General features: G+C 62.2%; 17 protein-coding genes. 9 read left to right on the top strand and 8 right to left on the bottom strand.

What is annotated here, in order from left to right; all coding sequences use genetic code 11:
- The first annotated feature begins 374 nt into the window (after window positions 1–374).
- From hisS to hisG, 3 genes are read left to right on the top strand one after another with little or no spacing between them, the layout of a single operon-like run.
- Entirely contained in the window at window positions 375–1,865 is a 1,491-nt protein-coding gene (gene hisS / locus BMZ35_RS03825; RefSeq protein WP_093091022.1) for a histidine--tRNA ligase, read from the top strand.
- Window positions 1,865–2,950 carry an ATP phosphoribosyltransferase regulatory subunit gene (locus BMZ35_RS03820; protein ID WP_093091020.1) on the top strand — a complete coding sequence of 362 codons (1,086 nt, stop codon included), beginning with the start codon at window positions 1,865–1,867 and terminating at the stop codon, window positions 2,948–2,950. The genes hisS and BMZ35_RS03820 overlap by 1 nt, the downstream gene beginning before the upstream one ends.
- Entirely contained in the window at window positions 2,947–3,636 is a 690-nt protein-coding gene (gene hisG / locus BMZ35_RS03815; protein WP_093091018.1) for an ATP phosphoribosyltransferase, read from the top strand. Before BMZ35_RS03820 ends, hisG begins: the two co-directional genes overlap by 4 nt.
- Before the next feature lie 15 nt (window positions 3,637–3,651).
- Here the strand turns inward: hisG and BMZ35_RS03810 are convergent, their stop codons facing one another.
- Window positions 3,652–4,083 (bottom strand): DUF1489 family protein, encoded by a 432-nt coding sequence (locus BMZ35_RS03810; protein ID WP_093091016.1) that lies wholly within the window; start codon window positions 4,081–4,083, stop codon window positions 3,652–3,654.
- 134 nt (window positions 4,084–4,217) lie between these two features.
- Between BMZ35_RS03810 and BMZ35_RS03805 the strand changes: the two genes are divergently transcribed.
- A complete protein-coding gene (locus tag BMZ35_RS03805) occupies window positions 4,218–6,500 on the top strand; it encodes an adenosylcobalamin-dependent ribonucleoside-diphosphate reductase (RefSeq protein ID WP_093091014.1) in 2,283 nt (760 codons plus the stop codon).
- A gap of 71 nt (window positions 6,501–6,571) precedes the next feature.
- Here BMZ35_RS03805 and BMZ35_RS03800 read toward each other — a convergent pair whose 3' ends face one another.
- The 7 genes from BMZ35_RS03800 to BMZ35_RS03770 form a co-directional block, all read right to left on the bottom strand.
- On the bottom strand, window positions 6,572–6,871 hold the full coding sequence (locus BMZ35_RS03800) for a hypothetical protein (RefSeq protein ID WP_093091012.1): 300 nt from the start codon (window positions 6,869–6,871) through the stop codon (window positions 6,572–6,574).
- A 120-nt stretch (window positions 6,872–6,991) separates the two neighbouring features.
- The gene (locus BMZ35_RS03795) at window positions 6,992–7,531 is read right to left on the bottom strand and encodes a dihydrofolate reductase family protein (RefSeq protein WP_093092546.1); all 540 of its coding nucleotides are present in this window, start codon (window positions 7,529–7,531) and stop codon (window positions 6,992–6,994) included.
- Window positions 7,532–7,648: 117 nt separating this feature from the next.
- Complete coding sequence (locus tag BMZ35_RS03790) at window positions 7,649–8,593, bottom strand: Gfo/Idh/MocA family oxidoreductase (RefSeq protein ID WP_093091010.1); 945 nt, start codon at window positions 8,591–8,593, stop codon at window positions 7,649–7,651.
- A gap of 11 nt (window positions 8,594–8,604) precedes the next feature.
- On the bottom strand, window positions 8,605–9,459 hold the full coding sequence (locus tag BMZ35_RS03785) for a class III extradiol dioxygenase subunit beta (protein WP_093091008.1): 855 nt from the start codon (window positions 9,457–9,459) through the stop codon (window positions 8,605–8,607).
- Complete coding sequence (gene ligA, locus BMZ35_RS03780) at window positions 9,459–9,863, bottom strand: protocatechuate 4,5-dioxygenase subunit alpha (RefSeq protein WP_093091006.1); 405 nt, start codon at window positions 9,861–9,863, stop codon at window positions 9,459–9,461. The genes BMZ35_RS03785 and ligA overlap by 1 nt, the downstream gene beginning before the upstream one ends.
- Window positions 9,864–9,881: 18 nt before the next feature.
- The gene (locus tag BMZ35_RS03775; protein ID WP_207502890.1) at window positions 9,882–10,784 is read right to left on the bottom strand and encodes an NAD(P)-dependent oxidoreductase; all 903 of its coding nucleotides are present in this window, start codon (window positions 10,782–10,784) and stop codon (window positions 9,882–9,884) included.
- Window positions 10,785–10,884: 100 nt separating this feature from the next.
- A complete protein-coding gene (locus BMZ35_RS03770; protein WP_093091004.1) occupies window positions 10,885–12,114 on the bottom strand; it encodes a LysR family transcriptional regulator in 1,230 nt (409 codons plus the stop codon).
- 110 nt (window positions 12,115–12,224) lie between these two features.
- On the opposite strand from BMZ35_RS03770, the gene BMZ35_RS03765 reads away from it, so the two are divergent.
- The 5 genes from BMZ35_RS03765 (at window position 12,225) to BMZ35_RS03745 (ending at window position 16,047) form a co-directional block, all read left to right on the top strand.
- Window positions 12,225–12,962 carry a PIG-L deacetylase family protein gene (locus BMZ35_RS03765; RefSeq protein WP_093091002.1) on the top strand — a complete coding sequence of 246 codons (738 nt, stop codon included), beginning with the start codon at window positions 12,225–12,227 and terminating at the stop codon, window positions 12,960–12,962.
- Entirely contained in the window at window positions 12,959–13,651 is a 693-nt protein-coding gene (locus tag BMZ35_RS03760; protein ID WP_093091000.1) for a 4-carboxy-4-hydroxy-2-oxoadipate aldolase/oxaloacetate decarboxylase, read from the top strand. The genes BMZ35_RS03765 and BMZ35_RS03760 overlap by 4 nt, the downstream gene beginning before the upstream one ends.
- Window positions 13,652–13,744: 93 nt before the next feature.
- Window positions 13,745–14,791 carry a 4-oxalomesaconate tautomerase gene (locus BMZ35_RS03755; RefSeq protein WP_093090998.1) on the top strand — a complete coding sequence of 349 codons (1,047 nt, stop codon included), beginning with the start codon at window positions 13,745–13,747 and terminating at the stop codon, window positions 14,789–14,791.
- A complete protein-coding gene (locus tag BMZ35_RS03750) occupies window positions 14,788–15,675 on the top strand; it encodes an amidohydrolase family protein (RefSeq protein WP_242654685.1) in 888 nt (295 codons plus the stop codon). The genes BMZ35_RS03755 and BMZ35_RS03750 overlap by 4 nt, the downstream gene beginning before the upstream one ends.
- Before the next feature lie 15 nt (window positions 15,676–15,690).
- Entirely contained in the window at window positions 15,691–16,047 is a 357-nt protein-coding gene (locus tag BMZ35_RS03745; protein ID WP_093092540.1) for a protocatechuate 4,5-dioxygenase subunit alpha, read from the top strand.
- Window positions 16,048–16,053 lie beyond the last annotated feature (6 nt).

The raw sequence follows: 16,053 nt of genomic DNA, 5'->3' as shown, positions 1-16,053 counted from the left end.
GGGCTGTCTGCCCCCCCCCCGGTTTCCAAACGGGGTTTGGAAACGCTCCCCCCGAGGGTATTTGTGGAAAAGAAAGTGGCGGGTCGGCGTATGTCTCGGGGTGGTGTGAAAGGCCGTAATGAACCAGATGCCGTGCGCCAGTGATGGTGACGCCATCGAGGTGCGACGCGGGCTGGAGCGGCTTTTTGGAGCAGGATTCCCCGTGTGACGTATTTCGTCATGCTTGCGCGTCTCGATCCCGGAGCGCCTTCGGGTCAGTGATTTTTCGGGCTGGAACGCGGGGCGAAAGCGGGTCTGCGACAGAGGGTTTGCTTGCCCCTGTGCGGGGCTTTGGGTAAAGGCGTGGGCGACCGCATTCCGAAGGGACCTGTGCCATGGCCAAAGTGAAGAAAGCCCCCCGCCCCAAGGCGATCACGCCCAAGGGGTTCCGCGACTATTTCGGCGCCGAAGTGAGCGAGCGTGCCGAGATGCTGCATCAGATTGCCGGGGTGTATCATCGCTATGGGTTCGAGGCGCTTGAATCGAGTGCGGTGGAGACCGTCGAGGCGCTGGGCAAGTTTCTTCCCGACGTGGACCGCCCCAACGAAGGTGTCTTCGCGTGGCAGGAATCGGATGAAGACGGAAATGGCGATTGGATGGCGCTGCGCTATGACCTGACGGCACCTTTGGCGCGGGTTTATGCGCAGCACCGCAATGATTTGCCGACCCCCTATCGTCGTTATGCGATGGGTCCGGTGTGGCGCAATGAAAAGCCCGGACCCGGTCGATATCGCCAGTTTTATCAATGTGATGCGGACACCGTGGGTACGGCGAGCATGGCCGCCGACGCCGAGATTTGCGCAATGCTGTCCGATACGCTGGAGACCGTCGGCATTCCGCGCGGGGATTACCTTGTGCGGGTGAACAACCGGAAGGTCCTGAATGGTGTTCTGGAAGCGATGGGCTTGCCCGAGGGGGAAGGCGCGCGCGATAACGTACTGCGCACCATCGACAAGTTCGACAAGGTGGGTGAGCAGGGCGTGCGCGAGTTGCTGACCAAGGGGCGGTTGGATGCGTCGGGCGCGTTTATCGACGGTGTCGGGCTGAGCGAGGATCAGGCGGAGCCGGTGATCGCGTTCCTGACCTCGAAGGCGGATGACGTTGCCAAGACCTTTGCCAACCTGCGCGGTGCAGTCGGTGAGTCCAAAATTGGCGCCGAGGGGATTGCCGAGTTGGAACAGATTGGCGAGTTGCTGGCTGCGGGTGGCTATGGCGCGGACCGGATCGAGATTGACCCCAGCGTCGTGCGGGGTTTGGGCTATTACACCGGGCCGGTTTACGAGGCCGAGCTGACGTTCGAGATTTTCGACGAGAAAGGGCGCAAGCGTCAGTTCGGGTCGGTTTCGGGCGGTGGGCGTTACGATGACCTCGTGAAGCGATTTACCGGGCAGGCGGTGCCTGCGACGGGGGTGTCGATTGGCGTGGATCGCCTGTTGGCGGCGTTGCGTGAGAAGGGCCGGATCGGTGGCGCGGTCAAGGGGCCGGTGGTTGTGACCGTGATGGATCGCGACCGGATGGCGGATTATCAGGCGATGGTGGCGGAGCTGCGCAATGCGGGCATTCGCGCCGAGGTGTATCTTGGCAACCCGAAGAACTTTGGCAACCAGCTCAAATACGCCGACAAGCGCAACTCGCCGGTTGCCGTGATCGAAGGCGGGGATGAGAAGGACCGGGGCGTGGTGCAGATCAAGGACCTCATCCTTGGGGCCAAGATTGCCGAGAGCGCCACGTTGGAAGAATGGAAAGAGCGCCCGAGCCAGTTCGAAGTGGCGCGCGGTGATCTTGTGGCCAAGGTGCGCGAAATCTTGGAAGGGCAGGACGGCTGATGCCTCAGAAAGCGGAAATCCGGGCCCGCGCAGCGGCGCTGCGCGATGGGTTCGAGGCGGCCGGGGCGAAACCGGTGGAAACAGCGATCCTGCAACCGGCCGAAGTGCTTCTGGACCTGTATGGCGAGGACATCCGGGCGCGGGCCTATGTGACGAGCGATGCGTTGCGCGGGGAGCAGATGCTGCGCCCCGACTTTACGGTGCCGGTGGTGCAGATGCACATGGCGCATGGGGCGGAGCCAGCGCGTTATACCTATGCGGGCGAGGTGTTTCGCCGTCAGGAAGACGACCCGGACCGGGCCAATGAATACATGCAGGTCGGATACGAGGTGTTTGACCGGGAGAACCCGGCGGCGGCTGATGCCGAGGCCTTTGCGGTCATTCAGGACGCGCTGAAGGGCGTGAACCTGCGTGCGGCGACCGGGGATATCGGTATCCTGACGGCAGCGGTGCGCGGGCTGAACACCACCGAGCGGCGCAAGCAGGCGCTGCTGCGCCATGTCTGGCGGCCACGGCGGTTCCGGGCCCTGCTTGATCGGTTTTCCGGGCGGAGTGCGGTTCCGGCGAGCCGGGCCGCGTTGCTGGCCCATCCCAACCCGATGGCGCATGATTTTCCCGATATCGGGATGCGGTCGCAAGAGGAAGTGGCTGCACGGATCGAAGCCTTGCGCGAGGATGCCGAGGCGGCGCCGATCAGCGCGCGGGAGGTCGGGTTGATCGACACGCTGCTGAACGTGCGCGAAACCCTGCCTTATGCGCTTGAGCACATTCGCGATCTGGCGGTGGATATGCCTGCGATCACCGAGGCGATGTTCCGTCTGCAGGAACGGATCGAGGCGCTGGCGGCGCGGGGCGTCGATGTGGCGAACCTTGAGTTCGAAGCCAGCTATGGGCGCACGTCGATGGAGTATTACGACGGGTTTGTCTTTGGTTTTTACGTGCCGGGACGTCCCGACCTGCCGCCGCTTGCATCCGGGGGGCGGTATGATGCGCTGACCCGCGTGCTGGGGCAGGGCAGTGAAATTCCGGCGGTGGGCGGGGTGATCCGTCCGGGCCTGTTGGTCGAACTGGAGGCCGGGGCATGAGTATCAAGCTGGGGGTGCCGTCCAAGGGGCGGCTGATGGAAAAGACCTTTGACTGGTTCAAGGCGCGCGGCGTGGAATTGTCGCGGACCGGATCGGACCGGGAATATGCCGGGGCTGTTGAGGGCATCGACGGGGTGGACCTCGTGTTGTTGTCGGCGGGGGAAATCCCGCGTGAACTGGCCGCCGGGCGCATTCATCTGGGCGTGACCGGAACGGACCTTGTGCGCGAAAAGCTGGGCCGCTGGGAACAGCAGGTGGAAGAGATCGAACCGCTGGGCTTTGGTCAGGCCGACCTGATTATCGCGGTGCCGGGGTGCTGGGTTGATGTGGACACGCTGGACGATCTGGATGCGGCGGCGGCGGCGTTCCGGGCGCGGCACGGGTTCCGGCTCAGGATCGCGACCAAGTATCACCGGCTGGTGCGGGAATACCTGCGCGACAATGGCGTGGCCGACTACCAGCTTGTCGACAGCCAGGGCGCGACCGAAGGCACGATCAAGAACCTGACCGCCGAGGGTGTGGCGGATATCACCTCGACCGGGGAAACATTGCGGGCCAATCACCTCAAGATTCTGTCGGACGGGCCGATCCTGCGGTCGCAGGCGACGCTGTGGCGCAGCCGGGTGGCCGATGTATCGGACATGGAAAAGGCAACACTGCGCGAGTTGTTGAACCGGTTGGGGTAGAGTTGCTGGCGCGGCTTAGAGAACCCCGATTTCAGCGAGGGCCCGGTTGAGGTCATCGGGCAGGGTATCATCGGTTTCACGTGATTTCGGCAGGTCGGAGGGGCTGTCTTCGGGTTTGAGATAGCGCCAGCCCTGGAAGGGGCGTTTGAGAGCCGAGACGGTGCGGTGGAGCTCGGGGTCGAGTACGATGGCGCAGCGGCGGATGCCGTCCGCACCGATCACCTCGTCCAGGCGCAGGATGCGCTGGCGGCACTGGATCACGCCCTTGATGACCCAGTAGATCGAACCACCGCGCAGGATTTCGGCCTCGCGTTTGGGCCACATGCGGGTGACGTGGCGGGGCAGGCCGTCATCGCTCTGGGCGGCGCGAGTCGCTTGCCAGTCGGCGAGGGTCTCGACGCTTTCCGAGCCGACTGACAATTTCACCAGATTCACGAAGTTATCCACAGAGTCCCCCACAGAATAGGGCGCATATGGTAGTGGATTTGGGTCGGCATTCAAGGTATTGTGTATCTCCGCGCCTTCGGGTGCGTATCCCGCTTGCTACCAAAACTGCCAGACCACCGACCGAGGATCCCCGCATGAGCCGATTTGCTGCCCCAATCGCCGAACAAATTTGGGACATGAAATACCGTTTCAAAAAGGCCGATGGCGCGCCGATTGACCTGAGTGTCGAGGATAGCTGGCGCCGGATCGCGCGGGATCTGGCGAAGGTGGAGAAAGAACCCGAGGTCTGGGAAGAGCGATTCTATGCCGCGCTTGAAGATTTCAAATACCTGCCCGCAGGCCGGATCACCGCCGGAGCGGGTACGGCGCGCAACGTGACGCTGTTCAACTGCTTTGTGATGGGCACGATCCCCGACAGCATGGGCGGTATTTTCGACATGCTGAAAGAGGCCGCGCTGACCATGCAGCAGGGCGGCGGCATCGGCTATGATTTCAGCACGATCCGCCCGCGTGGCGCGGATGTGATGGGGGTGGCGGCGGATGCTTCTGGCCCGCTGTCGTTCATGGACGTGTGGGACGCGATGTGCCGCACGATCATGAGCGCCGGGAGCCGTCGCGGCGCGATGATGGCGACGATGCGCTGTGACCACCCGGATATCGAGCAGTTCATCACCGCGAAATCCGACCCGGCCCGCCTGCGCATGTTCAACATGTCGGTGCTGGTCACGGACGCCTTCATGGAGGCGGTCAAGGCGGATGGACCGTGGGAGCTCAAGTTCGGCAACAAGGTGTATCACACGGTTCAGGCGCGTGATCTTTGGAACAAGATCATGCAGTCGACCTATGATTATGCCGAGCCGGGGGTGATTTTCATCGACCGGATCAACGCGATGAACAACCTCAACTATGTCGAGACCATCGCGGCCACCAACCCCTGTGGTGAACAGCCGCTGCCGCCCTATGGCGCCTGCCTTCTGGGGTCGATCAACCTTGCGCGGCTGGTGAAGAACCCGTTTGAGGGCGATGCGGCGCTGGATGAAGCGGAGCTGAGCGATCTGGTCGCCACGGCCGTGCGGATGATGGACAACGTGGTGGACGCGTCGAAATTCCCGCTGCCCGAACAGGCCGCCGAGGCACAGGCCAAGCGGCGGATCGGTCTTGGTGTGACCGGGCTGGCGGATGCGCTGCTGATGCTGGGGCTGCGCTATGGCAGCGAAGACGCGGCGGCGCAGACCGAAACCTGGATGAAGGCGATTGCGCGGGCGTCTTATCTGGCGTCGGTGGAGCTGGCCAAGGAAAAGGGTGCCTTCCCGCTGTTTGACAAGGAGAAATACCTGTCGGGCGGCTTGGTGGCGCAGATGGATGAAGACGTGAAGGCGGCGATTGCCGAGCATGGCATCCGCAACGCCCTGCTGACCTCGATCGCGCCGACCGGGACGATCTCGCTTTATGCCGGGAATGTCTCGTCGGGGATCGAGCCGGTCTTTGCCTATGCCTATACGCGCAAGGTGCTCCAAAAAGACGGATCGCGCACTGAAGAAGAAGTGGTCGATTACGCGGTGCAGATGTGGCGCGACAAGTTTGGCGAGCGCGAATTGCCCGAGTATTTCGTGAACGCCCAGACGCTGGAGCCGTCGGCCCATGTGCGGATGCAGGCGGCGGCGCAGAAATGGATCGACTCGTCCATTTCCAAGACGATCAACTGCCCCGAGGACATCAGCTTTGACGCGTTCAAGGATGTCTACATGCAGGCATGGGATACGGGCTGCAAGGGCTGCACGACCTATCGTCCCAATGATGTGACTGGATCGGTTCTTGCCGTGAGCGAGAAAGAGGATCAGGCGCCGGGCGAGAACCCCGCCGATCACGTCGCGGATTCAGGGGAAGTGATCTATATGTCCGAGCCGCTGGAGCGGCCGCAGTCGCTGGAGGGCGCGACCTACAAGCTCAAGTGGCCCGATAGCGAGCACGCGATTTACCTCACCGTGAATGATGTGATTATCAATGGCCATCGCCGCCCGTTCGAAGTGTTCATCAACTCCAAGAACATGGAGCATTACGCGTGGACGCTGGCGCTTACCCGGATGATTTCGGCGGTGTTCCGGCGTGGGGGGGATGTGTCTTTCGTCGTCGAGGAGCTGAAGGCGGTGTTCGACCCACGCGGCGGGGCGTGGATGGAGGGGAAATACATCCCGTCGATCCTCGCCGCGATTGGCGGCGTGATCGAGCGCCACATGATCGCCATCGGGTTCATCGAAGGCGAGGGCATGGGGCTCAAATCCGACCCGCAGGCGCAGGTGATGGCCGTAGGCGAAGCGCCGCGCGGCAAGGCCTGCCCGAGCTGTGGTCAGTTCGATCTGCAGATGGTCGAAGGCTGCATGACCTGCATGAGCTGCGGCCATTCGAAATGCGGGTGAGCGGCTAAATATGTCTGTGTGTGTGGCATTGCGCGCTGTGTAATCGACGCGTGATGCCATGTGCGGTTCTTTTAACCCGAATAGGTGATCGCCAGCACTTGGCGTGGGCTGCGGCGCTCCATCAGGCGACGGCGGGCGAGGTCGAGCTTCAGACGGGCGACCTCCATGCGCTCCATCGCGCGGTGGCGTTCGTCGTAAAGGCGGCGGATGCGCGAGCCGGGATGGCCGATGCGCCAGACATTGTGGTCAATCACGTCAGGGACAAGAACGCGCGCGTCTTCGAGTGCGCGGCGCAGGGACAGGTCAGCCACCAAGTAGGCACGGGACGCATGGATCACCATGCGACGGCGGGCTTTCAGATCGGGATGCATTGCGGACCTCCTTTTCTGTCAGGCGCGTTCGGGGGCGCCATATCTCGAGTGTAGAAAGCGAGTCCAATTTGCGTCAAGAAACGCTTGCGTGACGGGGCAGGATGCGCTGTTTCCCGCTGCTCAGCCGGAGCGTTTGCGACGATACCGTTTTTGCAGGAGTTGCCCGCGCATCGTTGCAGTGCCCACGAGGTCAAACATCATAGGGTGATCGAGCGGGCCAAAAAGACGGGTGCCATCGCCAAGCAGCAATGGGAACTCGGTGATGATCACCTCGTCAATAAGATCATCGCGCAGGAAGTTCTGAATCGTGGCGCCGCCGTCGATATAGAGTGTTTCGTAGCCGAGCTGGCGCGCGATCCGGGTGATTTCGGCGGGTGTGCCGCTGGCAAAGCGGACATGGTCCTCAAAGCCCACGGGGGCGGTGGTCAGGGCGCTGGAGAGGATCAGGCCGGGTTTGGGATAGGGCCAGCCAACGCCGAACCCGACCACGGATTCAAACGTGACCCGCCCCATGACCACGGCATCGACGCGTTCCATGAAGGCGGCAAAGCCGCCGTCGTCGCCATCCGGGTTGTGAACGCTTTCCAGCCAGTCCAAGCCGCCGTTCTTGTCAGCGATGAAACCATCAAGGCTGGTTGCGATGAAAACGATGTTGGGCATGGCGGAAACCTTCGGCATCAGTCGTTGATACTGGTCAGGCTAGGGCGAAAGCGCGGTGCCCACAAGAAAAGAGGCCGCCCCGGGGCGACCTCTGGCTTGCTGCGGATTGAAGCGGGATCACGCGAAGCTTTGTTCGATCCGGTCCAGTGTGCGCATGGCGTCGAGCACATCGTGCACGGTGCCGTTGGGTTCGCGCCCTTCCTTGATCGCGGCGATGAATTCGCGGTCGATCAGCTCGATCCCGTTGTTGGAGACGGCCACGTCCGAAAGATCAATCGGGTTCTCGTTGCCATCATAAAGGTCGTCATAACGCGCGATATAGGTGCCGTTGTCACAGATATAGCGGAAGAAGGTGCCGAGCGGCCCGTCATTGTTGAACGACAGCGACAGGGTGCAAATCGCGCCCGACGGGGTTTTCATGCCGATGGCCATGTCCATGGCGATGCCCAGTTCCGGGTGGTGGGGGCCTTCGAGACCAAACGCCTGGCTGGCGGTTTCGCCGGTCTGGTACTGGAACAGGTCGACGGTGTGGCAGGCGTGGTGCCACAGCAAGTGGTCGGTCCAGCTGCGCGGTTCGCCCTTGGCGTTCATGTTGGAGCGGCGGAAGAAATAGGTCTGCACGTCCATCTGCTGAATCTTCAGCTCACCCGCCGCGACCTTGTTGTGAATCCACTGATGCGAGGGATTGAAACGACGCACCTGTCCGGCCATGGCCAGCACACCGGTTTCCTTTTGCACGCGGCAAATCTCTTTGCTGTCTTCCAGCGAGTCGGCCATGGGAATCTCGATCAGCACCGGCTTGCCCGCCTTCATGCAGGCGATGGCCTGTTCGGCGTGCACTTGCGTGGGCGTGGCGAGGATCACAGCGTCGACGTCATCGCGGGCGAGGCATTCGTCGAGCGTGGTGGCGGCGTGGGGGATGCCGCGCTCGGCGGCGAGGGCTTCGATCTTGGCCTTGGTCGGACCCATGACCGAGGTCACGGTGACCTCGTCAATCGCGGCCAACGCGTCGAGATGTTTGATACCAAAGGCGCCGTATGCGCCTGCTACGCAGATTCTCATGGGATTGGTCCTCAGCTTGCTTTGTTTTCAAGAATGATATGGCCCACGGCAGTGTTGGAGGCCGGGACGTGGTAATGGCGGTGGACTTCGGTCACGTCGTCATCAAGCGCACCGCGCATGACGTGCCACATGACCATTTCGACCCCTTCGGAACCTGCTTCGCGCAGGTATTCAACGTGCGGCATCTGCGAGAGGCCGACGGGGTCGGAGGTGAGCCGGTCAAGGAAGGCGGTATCCCATTCCTGATTGATCAACCCGGCGCGTTTGTATTGCAACTGGTGGCTCATGCCGCCGGTGCCGAAAATCACGACATTGAGGTCTTCGTCAAAGCTCTCGACCGCGCGGCGGATGGCTTTGCCAAGGTTGTAGCAACGGTTGCCGGTCGGGGCGGGGTATTGCACCACGTTGACGCAGAGCGGGATGACCAGCGCGGGCCATTCGTCCTCGGGGGTCTTGTCGCCATACATCACCGAGAGCGGCACGGTCAGGCCGTGATCGACCTCCATCTCGTTCATGATTGTGATGTCAAACTCATCCAAGATCAGCGACTGGGCGATGTGGCTGGCCATCTTCTGATGGTTCTTGACCACGGGCACCGGGCGCGGGCCCCAACCTTCGTCCGCCGGGGCGAACTCGGCAGCACATCCCAGGGCGAAAGTCGGGATGCAGGAGGCGTCAAAGACGGTGCAATGGTCATTGTAGACGAGAAAAATGACGTCCGGGTTCTTTTCCTTGATCCACTCGCGGGATTTTTCAAAGCCCTTGAACACGGGCTGCCAATAGGGTTGGTCGGTGATCCCGGTGTCCATCGCGACACCGATGGCGGGCACGTGGGAACATCCCACGCCGGCTGTGATACGGGCCATCAGTCGGTTTCCTTTTCGTCCCATTCGGATTGGTAGCGGTTGCCCTCGGGAGAGCGGCCGCCGTTGAGCATCATGTCGCGATAGGCCTCGCGGCCCATGCCGGTCATGATGCCCGCCAGATCCTGAAAGTTGATGCCGTCATTGGCGGCAAGTTTGCTGGTGTAGTAGATATTGCCGCCCAGTTCCAAAAGGCGGTTCCATTCGCGTTTGAGCACCGCATCGCGCTGTTCGGGCGTCATCGGGTAGGCGTCGAGATAGCCTTCTTCGTCGGCGTTGAATGCATCGCGATTCTTTTGCAGGCGCAGGGAAATGCAGAACTGGTTGAGGTGGTAGCCCTCGCGCCCCCGGTCGGCATCAAAGACAAACGTGCCGGGAATGTCCTCGTAGTCTTTTTTGATGGCCATGGCGGGCCTCCTGTTCGCTTAGGGTTGCTCGGCCGCAAGCGCGGCGAGAATGGCGTCGGTGAGCGCGGCGAGATTGTCCGTGCCGATGGATGCGGCATCAAGGCCAAGGTCGCCCATCTGTTGCTGGCGCGCGGCGGTGGCGGTGGCCATGAGCGGGTCAAGGCCAAGGTCGGTGACGGTTTGGGCCACCTCGCGCATTTCGGCGGCGCGGCGAAGGCCGTGGGTCAGGCTGCGTTCGATCATGTAGGGCGCGCGGGTTGGCCAGTCGAAACCGGGAAAGCTGGTTTCAAGCGAGGCGAGGATGTGGTGCTCGACCCCGGCCTGTCGCGCGGCGAGGAAGCATTCCAGCGTCAGCGCCTCGAGCCCCTTGATCATGATGGAACGCACCATTTTTCGGGTAGAAGCTGCGCCGATGTCCTGCCCGGCAAGCTTGGTTTCCATGCCAAGGGCGCGAGTGATTTCCTGCGCGGCTTGTGCATCTGGGCCAGCCAGAAGGCAGGGGGATTTGTGCAGGTGCGGTTGCACCGGGGTCATGATTGCCAAGTCGACATAGCGCCCGCCTGCGCCCTTGATGGTTTGTGCTGCGCGGCGTTTGGCGTCGGGAGCGCAGCTGTTGCCGTCAAGATAGAGCGCGCCGTCGAGATCGCAGCAGGCCGCAGCCTTGGCGGCTGCCTCTGCCTGATCGGCAGTGACGAGTGAGAAGATGAGGTCCGCGCCGAGGGTTGCGGTGGCGCTGCTTTCGGCGCCCTGTACGTTGGCGGCGGTGTAATCGGCCCTTTTGGCTGCTGCCTCTGGCCCGTCTGTCTTGATGTCAAAGGCAGAGATGGCCAGCGTCGCCATCTCCTGCCGCAATCCGCGCGTGAAAGCCTGCGCTGCTTCGCCAAATCCGATGAACGCGAGTTTCGGGGGATTGGGGGGCACGGGCGACAGTCTCCTTGAGTTTCGCACCTTGCTAGCATTTCCGCGCCCCGTGCGGCCAATTCAATTGACTGGGGCAGTATTGAAAAAAGCTATGTAGCTGTCAGTCACGCGCGGGCTCGTCCTCGGGCAGGTGGCTGAAGTTATGCAGGTAATCAATGAATTGAGCCTGTGTTTCCGTCGGGCGCCAGTCCCTGCGAGTGGTGAGGCCAATGTCGCGGTAATGGCCTTCGAGCGGGATATCGAGCGCGGTGATCATGCCGAGGGATTCATCGACGCTGATCTGGTGGCGGGACACGATGGAAATGTAATCGCCTTGCGAGAGGATGCCGCGTAGCGTGACCATCGAAGACGAGACCACACGCACCGGGGTTTGGTCGCGTTCATGAATGCGCAGCGTGTCAAACAGGTATTGCCCGGCAGGTGTTTCGCGGGGGGGGGCAATCCACGGGTAGGCAAGCGTATCCTCCAGCCTCAGGTTGGAGCGCCCGGCGAGCGGGTGGTTGGGGTGCGCAACGATGGCCAGCGCGTCGCGAAACAGAAGGGTCTGGGTGATGTCATCCGCCGGGGGCGGATATCGCAATGCGCCGATCAGGCAATCGAGATCGCCTTCGCGCAGGGAGCGCAAGAGTTCCGGGTAGCGCCCGTCGACGACACGGATCTGAACGCCGGCGGTCGCCGAGATCATGGCGTGGATCGCCTTTGGGACGATGGATGTGCGCGCCAAGGGCAGGCTGCCAAGGACAAATGTCCCCTGATCCTCACCCAGTTCGCGGCTGATCTCTTCGACGCCCTGCCGGATTTCTGCTTGAGCCAGCTTGGCCCCAAGCACAAAAGCCTCGGTGGCGGGGGTCAGCGCGACACCCGACGGGCGGGCGGTGAAGAGGGGGACGCCCGCGAGGGCTTCGAGGCTGCGTGCGGCGCGGTGCACGGTCGGTTGAGACAGGTCGAGATGGCGCGCGGCGACGGTAAAGCTGCCGGTGTTGGCGATGGCGATGAGAGTGCGCAGCTGGGCCGCCGTGACGGCGCGGTCGAAGGTGGGACGGCGGCTGGTTTTGCCCTGACTGCGCAACGCGGCGCGCGCGCCGTCAGACAGGTGCTTGAGCGCTGCTGTGGCGCGTTTCTCGAAGGCTTCACCACATGGGGTCAACGCAAACTGCTGACGGCGGCGGATCAGGAGCGGGGTGCCAAGATCGGTTTCCAGCCGGGTGATGGCCTGTGTCGCGGCGGGCTGGGAGAGGTGGCAGCGTTCGGCCGCAGCGGATACCGAGCCGGTATGGGCCGCTTCGAGGAAGACGCGCATGTGGCGAATGTTTGGAAAGCCAGTCTGCATGTGGGCCTCTATAGCATAACCTTATATTGGGAACTGATTTCGAAATAGGCAATAGCTGGGATGAGGATGTAGGGTGGAGGCAATCACGAAAACGCTTGGAGCATCAGGACATGTCCGACAAGAAAACCGCGCTAGTGATCAGTGCGCATTCCGCCGATTTCGTCTGGCGCGCCGGGGGCGCGATCGCGCTGCATCAGGAAAAGGGATACGAGGTGACGGTTGTGTGCCTGTCCTATGGCGAGCGCGGGGAAAGCGCGAAGCTGTGGAAGCAGGAGGGCATGACGCTTGAGCGGGTCAAGGCCGCGCGCCGGGAAGAAGCGGAAAACGCGGCTGCGGCGCTGGGTGTGAACGACATCCGATTCTTTGACGTCGGCGATTACCCGCTCGATCTGGGCCGCGAGACGCAGGACCGCATGGTGGACGTGATCCGCGAAGTGCAGCCGAAATTCATGATGAGCCATTCCAAGTGGGACCCTTACAACACGGACCACATGAACACGACGCAATTTGCGCTGGAATGCCGGATGATCGCGCAGGCCTGGGGGCATAACCCGGGACAGAAGGTTCTCGGCGCGCCGCAGCTTTACCTGTTCGAGCCGCACCAGACCGAACAGATGGAATGGAAGCCGAGTGTGTTTCTCGACATCACGGACGTCTGGGACAAGAAATGGGCCGCGATTCAGTGCATGCAGGGGCAGGAGCACCTGTGGAACTTCTACAAGAACGTGGCCGAAAACCGGGCCAACCATTTCCGTCGCAACTCGGGCGGGATGGCCGGGGGGCGCGCGGCGAAATATGCCGAAGGATTCCAGACGATCTTTCCCCGCACGGTGGATGAGTTGGAATGACCTATCAGGCGGGAACCACTGGCGTTGTCGTCCAGAAAATCGAACGCGCCGATCAATCGATCATTGACGGACTGGCGGAGTGTGGCGTGGCCACGGTTCACGAAGCGCAGGGGCGAAAGGGGCTTTTGGCCGATTACATGCGCCCGATCTATGCGGGCGCGCGGATTGCCGGGTCTGCAGTGACGATCCTTGCCCCGCCCTGTGACAATTGGATGATCCATGTGGCGATCGAGCAGTTGCAGGAAGGCGACGTGATGGTGCTGGGCACGATCACGCCGTCGAATGCGGGGTATTTCGGGGACCTGCTGGCGACCTCGGCCAAGGCGCGGGGCTGTCGCGGGTTGATCATAGATGCCGGGGTGCGGGATGTGCGCGACCTGAGCGAGATGGATTTCCCTGTCTGGTCCAAGGCCGTGTTTGCGCAGGGAACGATCAAGGAAACGCTGGGATCGGTGAATGTGCCGGTGGTTTGTGCCGACGCGCTGGTCAATCCGGGAGACATCATCGTGGCCGATGATGACGGGGTCTGCGTGGTGCGCCGCGAGGACGCGGCGGAGGTGCTGGAAAAGGCGCGTGAGCGCGAGGCCAACGAGGCGGCCAAGCGGGCGCGGTTTGAAGCGGGTGAGCTGGGGCTTGATATCTATGAGATGCGGGCGCGGCTGGCCGAGAAGGGTTTGAAATACGTCTGAGGGGTTTCGGATCGCTGGCGCGATCCGACCGCGTGGGGGCGCTGCCCCCACACCCCCGGAGTATTTCCGGCAAAATGAAGAGAAGGTATTGGGATGAGCGGAGGCGTGCGGTGCATGTGGATGCGCGGGGGGACGTCCAAGGGCGGGTATTTCCTTGCGGATGATCTGCCCGAAGACCGGGATGCGTTCCTGCTGCGCGTGATGGGGTCGCCCGATACCCGCCAGATCGACGGCATGGGCGGGGCCGATCCGTTGACGTCGAAAGTTGCGGTGGTGAAGCGATCTGAGCGCGAAGGCGTGGATGTGGATTACCTGTTTTTGCAGGTCTTCGTGGATCAGGCGATCGTGACGGATGCGCAGAATTGCGGGAATATCCTGGCCGGGGTTGGCCCCTTTGCCATTGAGCGTGGGTTGGTCGGGGTGAAGGGCGACGAGACGCCGGTCACGATCTACATGGAGAATACCGGACAGGTTGCGGTGGCGCGGGTGGCGACGCCGGGGGGCGTGGTGTCCTATGCCGGAGCGGCGCGGATTGATGGCGTACCGGGGACGGCGGCGGCGGTGCCGTTGGCCTTCAAGGATACGGCGGGGTCGTCCTGTGGGGCACTGCTGCCGACAGGAAATGCTGTGGACAAGGTCGAGGGCGTGGCCGTCACGATGATCGACAATGGCATGCCCTGCGTTGTGCTGCGCGCGGCGGAATTGGGGATTACCGGCAAAGAGGGGCCGGAGGCGCTTGAAGGAAATGCGGAATTGCGCGCCCGGCTGGAGGCGATCCGGCTGGCCTGTGGGCCGCTGATGAATCTGGGCGATGTCTCCAAGAAGTCGGTGCCGAAGATGACCATGGTGAGCGCGTCACGCGACGGTGGGGCGATTGGCACGCGGACGTTTATTCCGCATCGGTGCCACAAGACAATTGGCGTCTTGGGCGCGGTGAGCGTGGCGACCGCTTGTCTGATCGACGGGTCGGTGGCCTTTGACCTCGCGGCGCGTGGCGAGGGGGCAGTGCGTCATCTCGCGGTGGAGCACCCGACGGGAGAAATGACGGTGGTCGTGACGCTGGACGGTGTTGGTGCGGTGCGCGAGGCGGCGATCCTGCGCACGGCGCGGAAATTGATGGATGGAGAGGTGTTCGCATGAGTGAGCAGGTCATGGACGCGGATTGGCTGGTGTTTCACCCCAACCCCAAAAAGCCGGATTTCGTGCTGCCCGAGGGAGCGGTGGACGCGCATTGCCACGTCTTCGGGCCGAGCCCGGAATTTCCCTTTGCGCCCGAGCGCAAGTACACACCCTGCAATGCGGGCAAGGACAAGCTGTTCGAGCTGCGTGATTACCTGGGGTTTTCGCGCAACGTGATCGTGCAGGCCACCTGCCACGGCAAGGACAACAGGGCCATGGTCGATGCCTGCCGGGCTGCCGGGGACCTGGCGCGCGGGGTGGCAAGCGTGGGGGCGGATGTCACCCGCGAGGAACTTGCCGAGATGCACGAGGCCGGGGTGCGCGGGGTGCGCTTCAACTTTGTCAAACGGCTTGTGGATGCCACGCCCAAAGAGGTGTTCATCGGCATTGCCGAGAGGATCCAGGAGTTCGGCTGGTCCATCGTGGTCTATTTCGAGGCCGCCGATCTTGAGGAGCTGGAGCCGTTCCTGAAACAGTTGCCGGGTATCATCGTGGTCGATCACATGGGCCGCCCGGACGTGGAAAAAGGCGTGGAACACCCGGATTTCGAACGGTTTATCAACCTGATGGCAGAGAATGAGAATATCTGGACCAAGGTGACCTGCCCGGAACGCCTGACCAAGGCGGGTCCGCCCTATGACGATGTCATTCCGTTTTATCAAGCCATTGTCGACCGGTTCGAGGACCGGGTCCTGTGGGGCACAGACTGGCCGCATCCGAACATGAAATCACACATGCCCGATGACGGGGCATTGGTCGATTACATCCCGAAAATCGCGCGAACACCTGAGCAACAGAGAAAACTGCTCGTGGATAACCCCATGCGGCTCTATTGGGGCCGCTGAACAAGGAGGACGATGATGGCGCACGATACGCATGACTATCATATCGACATTCCAGGTACGACGGTCTTTGACGGCAAGATGGCGATGAAAGGCTATGCGCTCAACAAGATGTGCTATGGCTTTAACAAGGCCGAGAACCGCGAGGCCTTCAAGGCCGATCCGGAAGGCTGGATGGAGAAATACGGTCTGAACGACGAACAGAAACAGGCCATTCGCAACAGCGATATCCTGGGCATGATCGCAGCGGGGGGGAACATCTATTACCTCGCAAAGCTGGCCGGCATCTTCCAGCTGAGTGTGCAGGACGTGGGCGGGTTGCAGACCGGACGCACCACCGAGGAATTCCAGGAATTCCTGAAAAGCCAGGCCTGAGGAGGA

This window comes from Shimia aestuarii (genome assembly GCF_900114635.1).
Lineage (GTDB): Bacteria > Pseudomonadota > Alphaproteobacteria > Rhodobacterales > Rhodobacteraceae > Shimia > Shimia aestuarii.
Note: the sequence above shows the minus strand (reverse complement) of the source record. Positions and strands in the feature narration are given on the sequence as shown.

Coding starts and splice junctions, on each gene's coding strand:
- BMZ35_RS03770 (WP_093091004.1), bottom strand. CDS start 12,114: ATGCAGACTGGCTTTCCAAACATTCGCCACATGCGCGTCTTCCTCGAA.
- BMZ35_RS03755 (WP_093090998.1), top strand. CDS start 13,745: ATGAGCGGAGGCGTGCGGTGCATGTGGATGCGCGGGGGGACGTCCAAG.
- BMZ35_RS03820 (WP_093091020.1), top strand. CDS start 1,865: ATGCCTCAGAAAGCGGAAATCCGGGCCCGCGCAGCGGCGCTGCGCGAT.
- BMZ35_RS03745 (WP_093092540.1), top strand. CDS start 15,691: ATGGCGCACGATACGCATGACTATCATATCGACATTCCAGGTACGACG.
- BMZ35_RS03790 (WP_093091010.1), bottom strand. CDS start 8,593: ATGAGAATCTGCGTAGCAGGCGCATACGGCGCCTTTGGTATCAAACAT.
- BMZ35_RS03805 (WP_093091014.1), top strand. CDS start 4,218: ATGAGCCGATTTGCTGCCCCAATCGCCGAACAAATTTGGGACATGAAA.
- BMZ35_RS03785 (WP_093091008.1), bottom strand. CDS start 9,459: ATGGCCCGTATCACAGCCGGCGTGGGATGTTCCCACGTGCCCGCCATC.
- hisS (WP_093091022.1), top strand. CDS start 375: ATGGCCAAAGTGAAGAAAGCCCCCCGCCCCAAGGCGATCACGCCCAAG.
- BMZ35_RS03750 (WP_242654685.1), top strand. CDS start 14,788: ATGAGTGAGCAGGTCATGGACGCGGATTGGCTGGTGTTTCACCCCAAC.
- BMZ35_RS03800 (WP_093091012.1), bottom strand. CDS start 6,871: ATGCATCCCGATCTGAAAGCCCGCCGTCGCATGGTGATCCATGCGTCC.
- BMZ35_RS03760 (WP_093091000.1), top strand. CDS start 12,959: ATGACCTATCAGGCGGGAACCACTGGCGTTGTCGTCCAGAAAATCGAA.
- BMZ35_RS03795 (WP_093092546.1), bottom strand. CDS start 7,531: ATGCCCAACATCGTTTTCATCGCAACCAGCCTTGATGGTTTCATCGCT.
- BMZ35_RS03765 (WP_093091002.1), top strand. CDS start 12,225: ATGTCCGACAAGAAAACCGCGCTAGTGATCAGTGCGCATTCCGCCGAT.
- ligA (WP_093091006.1), bottom strand. CDS start 9,863: ATGGCCATCAAAAAAGACTACGAGGACATTCCCGGCACGTTTGTCTTT.
- hisG (WP_093091018.1), top strand. CDS start 2,947: ATGAGTATCAAGCTGGGGGTGCCGTCCAAGGGGCGGCTGATGGAAAAG.